The organism is Aquiflexum sp., assembly GCF_041749095.1.
Taxonomy (GTDB): Bacteria; Bacteroidota; Bacteroidia; order Cytophagales; family Cyclobacteriaceae; genus Aquiflexum.
Genome location: NZ_JBGTCA010000211.1, coordinates 20,262 through 28,093 on the forward strand (window position 1 = coordinate 20,262; position 7,832 = coordinate 28,093).

Sequence of the window (7,832 nt, forward strand, 5' to 3'; positions counted from 1 at the left end):
TATGGGTGTTAAAAATTCCATACTGTTTTTAGTTTTTCTTGTAACGGTGTCATCGTGCGGGGTGAAGAAGTATATCCCTGAGGGAGAAAGTCTTTATACAGGATCAGAATTGGTCTTGGATGCCGATTTGCCAAAGCGTGAACTTTCAACATTAGAAAATGATCTTGAACCTTTGATCCAACCGGATCCCAACGGAAAGATATTGGGAGTCCGTTTTGGGCTGTGGGCACATTATAAAGGGAGCAAAGAAAATCCGGGTTTTATTAATAGGTTTTTGAAAAAAAGATTTGGCGAAAAACCGGTGTATCTCAGCAATGTTCAGCCCGAACGGACCGGAAATATCCTGACCAACAGATTGGAAAATAAAGGCCACTTTTTTGCCCTGGATAAATATGAGGTTTTGGAAAAGGGAAAATTCTCAAGAATCAGGTATTCTTTGCAGTTTGGAGAAGCGTATCGTCTTGAAACTTTAGAGTTGCTTGGGGATTCATTGGGAATTATTCAGGAAATCGCCAAAGACCTTGACAAAACCATATTGAAAAAAGGAACAAAACTTGATCTGGATTTAATGAAAAATGAAAGGGAAAGAATTGACTCCCAACTCAAATCCAAAGGTTACTATAACTTTAATGCTGATCTGCTGATTTTTGAAGCCGATACCAATCATTATGATGATAGGAAATTTGATTTATACCTGAGACTCAAAAGCAATACTCCGGTCAAATCCACTTATCCTTATACTATAAAAAATATCAATGTTTTTCCCAACTATGCCATCAATGCGGATCCCACTGATCCGGATACAGTCACTGTCAACGGGATTGATATCATACAGGAAGGAGAGGTTTTCAAACCGCATCTTTTGGAACAATATATTCTCTTCAATGAAGAAACCAAGTACAATCCCGGGACCTCCCGGTTGACCTCCAACCGGCTTTCATCCATCGGTAATTTCAGGTATGTCAATATTACATTTGATGAAACAGATACGGTGAGATTGGAAGATGGTACTTATCCTTTGAATGCCAGGATATTACTTTCTCCACTCAGTAAAAGAGCCCTAAGGGCAGAAATCCAAGGCGTGACCAAATCCAATAGTTTTGTCGGTCCTGCATTGCTGTTGAGTTTTCAGAATAGGAATCTTTTCCATGGGGGTGAGTTGTTGAGTTTGACAGCCAAATTCGGATATGAACAACAGATATTGGCAGGTGACAGGGAAGGGTTAAGGTCTATAGAAGTGGGATTGCAGGGTTCTTTAATCTTCCCTAGAGTGATATTTCCCGGACCTGTGAACAACAGGTTTCAATATTCAATTCCCAAAACCAAAATAAGTACAGGATTTGAATATCAAAACAGGACTGACCTTTACGTGCTCAATTCATATAATGCTTCATTTGGATATTTGTGGAATGTCAACAGGTTTGTTTACCATGAATTTAACCCAATCAGTCTCAGCGTGGTAAACCTTGCAAGAACGACCCCGAGGTTTGAAGAAATTCTGAACTCCAATCCTTTTTTGCGGAGAAGTTTTGAACAGCAGTTTATTTCGGGAATGAATTATACTTTCAATTTCAACCAACTTGTGGATACTGAGAAAAAAAATGCTATCTTTTTTGCAACCACGGTTGATTTTGCGGGAAATTTATTTAGAGGGATCAACACCATCCTGGATTCGGAAAATCCCGGGTCAGTATTCGGACTGGAGTATGCCCAATATGTAAAAGGAGAAATTGACCTGAGGTATTACCATAAATTCACTCAGGAAAAGGTTTTTGTTACAAGGTTGTTTGCAGGATTGGGGGTTCCATTAGGCAATTCAGTTTCTTTGCCTTTTGTTAAGCAGTTTTTTGCAGGAGGTCCCAGGAGTGTCAGGGCTTTCAGAATCAGGTCATTGGGGCCCGGTACATTTCTTCCTGAAGGATTCGGAACCGGCGGTTTTTTTGATCAGGCGGGTGATATGCGTTTAGAAGGAAATATGGAATTCAGGTTCCCATTTAACAAATACCTAAAAGGAGCATTTTTTGCTGATGCGGGCAACGTTTGGTTGTACAATGAAAATGATGCCTTACCAGGAGGCCGAATTTCATCTAAATGGTTGGAAGAATTGGGAATTGGTGCAGGTTTCGGTTTGCGGATTGATATACAATTGTTTGTGTTACGTTTTGACCTGGCATTACCGGTACGGAAACCTTGGGAGCCGGAAAATGAAAGGTGGCTGGAAAGTTTCAATTTTGGGGACGGTGATTGGCGAAGACAGAATTTGATCCTTAATTTTGCGATAGGATATCCGTTCTAGTGCTATGTTAAGGATGAATTGACAATCTTTCCCGCAGAGACGCAAAGACGCAAAGAAGGATAACTTGAATCTTTTTGCGGTGGTGATAACCTTTAAATATTAGAATTAACATTATACTAGGATTTGCCTGTCACCATTTCAGCGTGTAATAGGCTGTGGAAATACAGCCATACTTTCATGACCTTTTTCACCTACTGCCTGCACCGCAAAGAAGTAATTGTCCTTTGAATAGGGTATGGTCAATGTGGTTTCTTCCGTGTAAAATTTCTTTTCCCACATCGAAGAATCGGTTTCTCTCATCAGGACATAATAGCCCTTTGCTTTTCCAATGGCAGGTGCTTCCCATCTTAACGTAGAGGTATTGCTCAGCCTTCTGACATCAATACCTACACGTTGAGGTTCTGAAGGTGCAGCCGCCAAATATGCCAAAGAAGCTAAATTGATCCCAGTTATCTTTCTCATATATTCAAAGTCAACAAACTCGGGAAGATCACCATATTGGATGCCGTTTTCCATCCTGACATTCTCGTGTTGGTGGTAGTAATTTTCATTCATCTCACAGACCCGGATCGCTGTAAAGCCCTCCCTTGCAAAGGGAGTATGGTCGCCGCCTCTAAGAAATCTGTCATTTCTGTACACCAATTTCACCTCCAATTGGTCCACGTATCTTTCACCGACCTCTTTCATGTATCGGGCAAGCTGTCTTGATTTGCTGTCATTTTCCCCGTTGGTATAGCGTCTGATGGCAGCCATCTGTTCATCTTCAGCAGCAGGGACACCTTCAGAAAAAATCCTGACACGGGTATTGTCATTGATGTTGGTTTGAGATGAATGGCTGTTGCCAATCATGTCATTGTTGAGCATGGCCACCAGATTCCAATTTTCCTTTTTCGCTTTTTCAGCTAAATATGCAGCCCCTTTTAATCCCTGCTCTTCACCGGAAACGATCACAAAAATGATGGTAGCAGGATATGATTTTTTTGACATGATTTTGGCCAGTTCTATCACAGCAGCAACTCCCGAACCGTCATCGTTTGCTCCCGGAGCATCGATTTCAGTATCCATTACATCCAAAGCCCGGCTGTCTATGTGGGCAGAAATCAGGAAAATCCTATCATCATTTGGGTCAGTTCCTTTGAGCGTGGCCATGACATTCCCCAATTTACTGTCAGTGGGAATTCTTCTTCCATCTGAGGGAATTATAAAACTATCCATGTAGGATGTTAATCTTCCTTTGGAATCAGCCTCAAATGATCTGAAATGATCAAGTACATAATTTTGGGAAGCCAGGATACCTTCATTGGGATTGTCCGCACTCAGCGTGTGCCTTGTCCTGAATGCTGCCAAGTCCCTGACATATTTTTCCAGACTTTCGGCTGATATTTCAGAGATCATACTTTCTATGGTGGCATCCCTGTGAATAATCTGTGTCTGTGCAAAACCCATATTTACCTGTAAAAGCGCGATTAGGAGTAAAATTCTTTTCATTTATAGAATTGGTGAAGGTGAAAGGTTTAAATTTACCTGTAGTATGATACAATTTAAACAACTATTATATGAATGAAATATTAATTCCCCAAGAAGGTGAATATGGGCACTTTTATGAAGGCTATATTTCCTGGGTCAAAGGTAAAGATATTCCAAAGCTATTACTTTCACAGATTGAGGAGATTAGGGGGCTTTATGAAAAAATGGGGGAGGAAAAGAGCAACATTTCCTATGCCCCTGGCAAATGGACGGCCAAAGAGGTTTTGGGCCATATAACCGATACAGATAGAATCATGTGTTTTAGGGCACTGTGTTTTGCCCGGGGGGAAAAGGCTGCATTGCCCGGATTTGATCAAGATAAGTATGTCGCATCTGCGCACTTCAATGATATGCCTTTGATAAGGTTATTGGAGGATTTTGAGATGTCAAGGTATGTCATTACCTCCCTATTGAAATCGCTCCCCGTTGATTCTTTAAAAAAGACCGGTGTCGCCAATGAAAATGATGTAAGTGTCAGGGCATTATTCAACATTATTCCAGGCCATACCCAGCACCATTTATATATATTGAAAGAAAGATACCTATAAGATACTTTAGGCAGTAAGGTAAGTAAACAGACAAATAATCAAAGAATCCCTCATTATTGGTTATTTTATAGAATTTATCTGAATCAAAAATTTTAAAATCATGCAAAGAACAAGAGCACAGGAATCCAGGGCAGCCATCGAAAAACTTTATATTACCATGAGACATCTTTTTATGAGAGGGTCTTATAAGCCTATGGGAGTATCCGGAGAGTCGCTAGTAGATTCACTTTTGGTGTTGAGTCCCGAGATTTATGGATTATTGTCCCAGGATGAAAAAATTGAGTTGGATGGACTTTTATATGTGATGGAACGTCTTCCCCGTGGCATTGAAGAATGTAGGTATGTCCGATTGATCAGTAGAGAGGGCTACGAAAATTCTAATTTTCAGGCAATTGTTCCTGCCAAAAGAAAGAGAAACTGTTATCGGGTAGATCAGGATCAGATGTATGTGGAAATGACCCGTGGCCGATCGGATATTTATGACATTCTGACCCACCTTACATTTCTGTATATAGAGGCAGAAAAAATCAAGTCCAACAGTACTGATACCAAAGGGAGGTTTGACCTCAATTGGGAAATGCTGGCGAAGATTGTTCAGAAAGAAGAGAGAGGGGAAGAAATAGATCAGGAAGTAGCCTGTTCTTATTTAAGCCATGTGATAGGGAGGACTTTTGATGAAACCCATGCTGCAGTGGTCAAATTTGAAGAATCCCCCCATACAAGCAGCCTTTTTTCCATAGTCTATCAAATGGGTAAATTGGCAATCGATGAAGTATTTGAAGGTAAGGACAGGGAGATTTCTTTTTCTTCCACCTTGAGGCAGAGAGTGGGGCATCATGTGTATGGAGAACTTTGGGCCAATAAAATCAAATCAGTTTTGTTTGAAGAGGGTTTGATTGATAGGCCCATGCATATTGTTTCGGCCAATCTGCACAGCTTCCTCAATACGATTTATGGTTATCAGGCTTTGGGATTGACTTCTTTTGATCAGATTGAAAAAGTGGCAATGGATATCAGTGTCAGTGCCAAAAACAACAAAAAAAAGGATATCATCAATTACGCCCAGAAAAACGGATTTATAGAAATCCAAGATGATTCCGGCACTAATATCAATGTACAGGTCTTTGATACTGCAAGAATGTCCAAAGAGACCGTCCTTCCGGGATTGAAAATTTCTGGAGATAAAAAGAAGAAACCCATCATACTAGTCATGGATTATGCTTTCGGAGAACAGGCCTACGAGTGCTTTGATGAATTGTTGAAGCCTTATGAAACCACTGAAGGCAAAAGTTATCCCTTGGATGTGCATTCAGCCTCCATCATGGGGAAGGCCGGAATTCTTACCGGAAACAAAGGTGATATTATGATCCCGGACAGTCATGTATTTGAAGGTACAGCAGACAATTATCCTTTCAAGAATGAGCTAAAAAAGGAAGACTTTGAAGGGCATGACATTGGTGTATATCAGGGAACGATGTTTACAGTATTGGGTACTTCATTGCAGAATAAGGATGTGTTGAGTTACTTGATGGAGTCATCCTGGCAGGCCATAGGACTTGAGATGGAGGGCGCCCATTATCAAAAAGCGATTCAAAGTGAAAGCAAAATCCGGCAAAGTATCCGTAAAAATGTAAAAGTTTTATATGCTTATTATGCCTCTGATAATCCTTTGGAAACCGGGAGTACCCTAGCTTCCGGTGCTTTGGGGATGGATGGGGTAAAACCAACCTACCTGATCACTTATAAGATGCTTGAGAAAATATTTTCATAGAACTATTATTTGGAAACATTTCGATAATCACTTTATTTTTAGAATCTCTGCTAAGTTTTTGGCAGAGATTTATTTTTTTATTCTGTTTTTTGAGATGATTTTGGCTTGTGCCATTAATCATAGCTGAATATGATTTTCATCAGGCTTTTTAGAACTAATCCTTCTCAATTTAGCATCATCAAATAAACAATAATAAGATGAAGCAATACAGATTTTGGATAACGGGAGTCATGGTTTTGACTCTTGTATTCGCAAGTTCACAGGTATTCTCACAGGTAAAATATACATTGACACCTGCGTCGGAAATGAAAATTTCCGGTGGTTCGACCCTACATGATTGGGACATGACATCTAACTCAGCTAAAGGCGAAGGACAATTTGTGATGGAGGGAAGCCAGTTTAAAGGGATCAAAAGTCTAAGGGTCCAGATGGAAGCCGAAACTTTGAAAAGTGGTACCAGGGGATTGGATAACAATGCTTACAAAGCTCTGGATACCAAAAAGCACAAAGACGTGGTTTTTACATTAAAAGAAATTACAGGAAGTGGAAGCAGCTATCAGGCAAAAGGGGACTTTACCGTAGCAGGGGTTACCAAGCCGGCATCCTTTCCTGTGAAAATGACACAATCGGGCTCTAACCTCACCTTTGAGGGAAGTTTTGATACCAAGCTCACCTATTTCTCCATAGATCCTCCAACTGCCCTGATGGGTACGGTCAAAACAAGAGACGAAATCACCATTTCATTTAAATCAATATTTCAACCTTCAAAATAATTTTCCTCAATAATGAAAAAGCACATAATTGCCGCGATTGCTATAGTCGGATTATCATTTTCCGCTCTAGCCCAAGGACTTCAGAGAGACATGCAATTCTGGAGACCTTATGACCAAAGAGGTCTAAACATCTTCGAAACAGGAAAAGAAGATACCGTTGCCTACGAAGGCATGAGAGTAAGAATCGGTGGACACTTTGCCCAACAATGGCAAAATCTCAGCCATGAAAACACTGCAACGCCAGTATTGAATGCAAATAACGTGAACGTAAATGAACTTATTGACATTGGCGCAGGTACCAACTTAGCTACTGCTAACCTCAACATTGACGTAGCTTTGGCCGATGGTTTGAGATTAAACTTGACGACTTATCTTTCTTCAAGACACCACCCGGAAACTTGGGTAAAAGGTGGATTCCTCCAGGTGGACAAACTGACCTTCTTGAATATGGGTAATACAGATTGGTTTGACAAATACCTAACCGTCCGTGTCGGTCATATGGAAATCAACTATGGTGATGCGCACTTTAGAAGATCTGACAACGGTAATGCCATGTACAATCCTTTTGTAGGTAATTATATCATGGATGCATTTACAACAGAAGTAGGTGGCGAGGTTTTCTTCCAAAGTAACGGATGGTTGGCTATGGCCGCTATCACAGGGGGTGAAATCCAAGGTGGTGTCACCAATCCTGCAAACAGAAAACCAAACTTTATCGGTAAATTCGGTTATGACAAATACCTCACTGTCCGTGTTGGCCATATGGAGATCAACTATGGAGATGCGCACTTTAGAAGATCTGACAACGGTAATGCCATGTACAACCCTTTCATAGGTAATTATATCATGGATGTATTTACCACTGAGGTCGGTGGTGAAGTCTTCTTCCAAAGTAACGGATGGTTGGCGATGGTCGC

5 protein-coding genes and 1 pseudogene are annotated in these 7,832 nt (G+C 40.7%); 5 read left to right on the forward strand and 1 reads right to left on the reverse strand.

Going from position 1 to position 7,832, the window contains the following annotated elements; all coding sequences use genetic code 11:
• Position 1 precedes the first annotated feature (1 nt).
• Positions 2 to 2,296, forward strand: coding sequence for a BamA/TamA family outer membrane protein (locus ACEW8O_RS10275; RefSeq protein WP_373494541.1), 2,295 nt, complete (start codon positions 2 to 4; stop codon positions 2,294 to 2,296).
• Positions 2,297 to 2,434: 138 nt separating this feature from the next.
• On the opposite strand, the gene ACEW8O_RS10280 is transcribed toward ACEW8O_RS10275, so the two are convergent.
• On the reverse strand, positions 2,435 to 3,784 hold the full coding sequence (locus ACEW8O_RS10280) for a M28 family metallopeptidase (RefSeq protein ID WP_373494542.1): 1,350 nt from the start codon (positions 3,782 to 3,784) through the stop codon (positions 2,435 to 2,437).
• A gap of 68 nt (positions 3,785 to 3,852) precedes the next feature.
• On the opposite strand from ACEW8O_RS10280, the gene ACEW8O_RS10285 reads away from it, so the two are divergent.
• The 4 genes and pseudogenes from ACEW8O_RS10285 to ACEW8O_RS10300 all read left to right on the forward strand — a co-directional run.
• On the forward strand, positions 3,853 to 4,371 hold the full coding sequence (locus ACEW8O_RS10285) for a DinB family protein (RefSeq protein ID WP_373494543.1): 519 nt from the start codon (positions 3,853 to 3,855) through the stop codon (positions 4,369 to 4,371).
• A 100-nt stretch (positions 4,372 to 4,471) separates the two neighbouring features.
• Positions 4,472 to 6,142, forward strand: coding sequence for a DUF6909 family protein (locus ACEW8O_RS10290; protein ID WP_373494544.1), 1,671 nt, complete (start codon positions 4,472 to 4,474; stop codon positions 6,140 to 6,142).
• Between the two features lie 197 nt (positions 6,143 to 6,339).
• Positions 6,340 to 6,915 (forward strand): YceI family protein, encoded by a 576-nt coding sequence (locus ACEW8O_RS10295; protein ID WP_373494545.1) that lies wholly within the window; start codon positions 6,340 to 6,342, stop codon positions 6,913 to 6,915.
• 12 nt (positions 6,916 to 6,927) lie between these two features.
• Positions 6,928 to 7,832: pseudogene (locus tag ACEW8O_RS10300) on the forward strand (hypothetical protein); the annotation flags it as partial.

Excerpts from the sequence above, each read along its gene's own strand:
- ACEW8O_RS10275 (WP_373494541.1), top strand. The coding sequence starts at position 2 with ATGGGTGTTAAAAATTCCATACTGTTTTTAGTTTTTCTTGTAACGGTG.
- ACEW8O_RS10280 (WP_373494542.1), bottom strand. The coding sequence starts at position 3,784 with ATGAAAAGAATTTTACTCCTAATCGCGCTTTTACAGGTAAATATGGGT.
- ACEW8O_RS10285 (WP_373494543.1), top strand. The coding sequence starts at position 3,853 with ATGAATGAAATATTAATTCCCCAAGAAGGTGAATATGGGCACTTTTAT.
- ACEW8O_RS10290 (WP_373494544.1), top strand. The coding sequence starts at position 4,472 with ATGCAAAGAACAAGAGCACAGGAATCCAGGGCAGCCATCGAAAAACTT.
- ACEW8O_RS10295 (WP_373494545.1), top strand. The coding sequence starts at position 6,340 with ATGAAGCAATACAGATTTTGGATAACGGGAGTCATGGTTTTGACTCTT.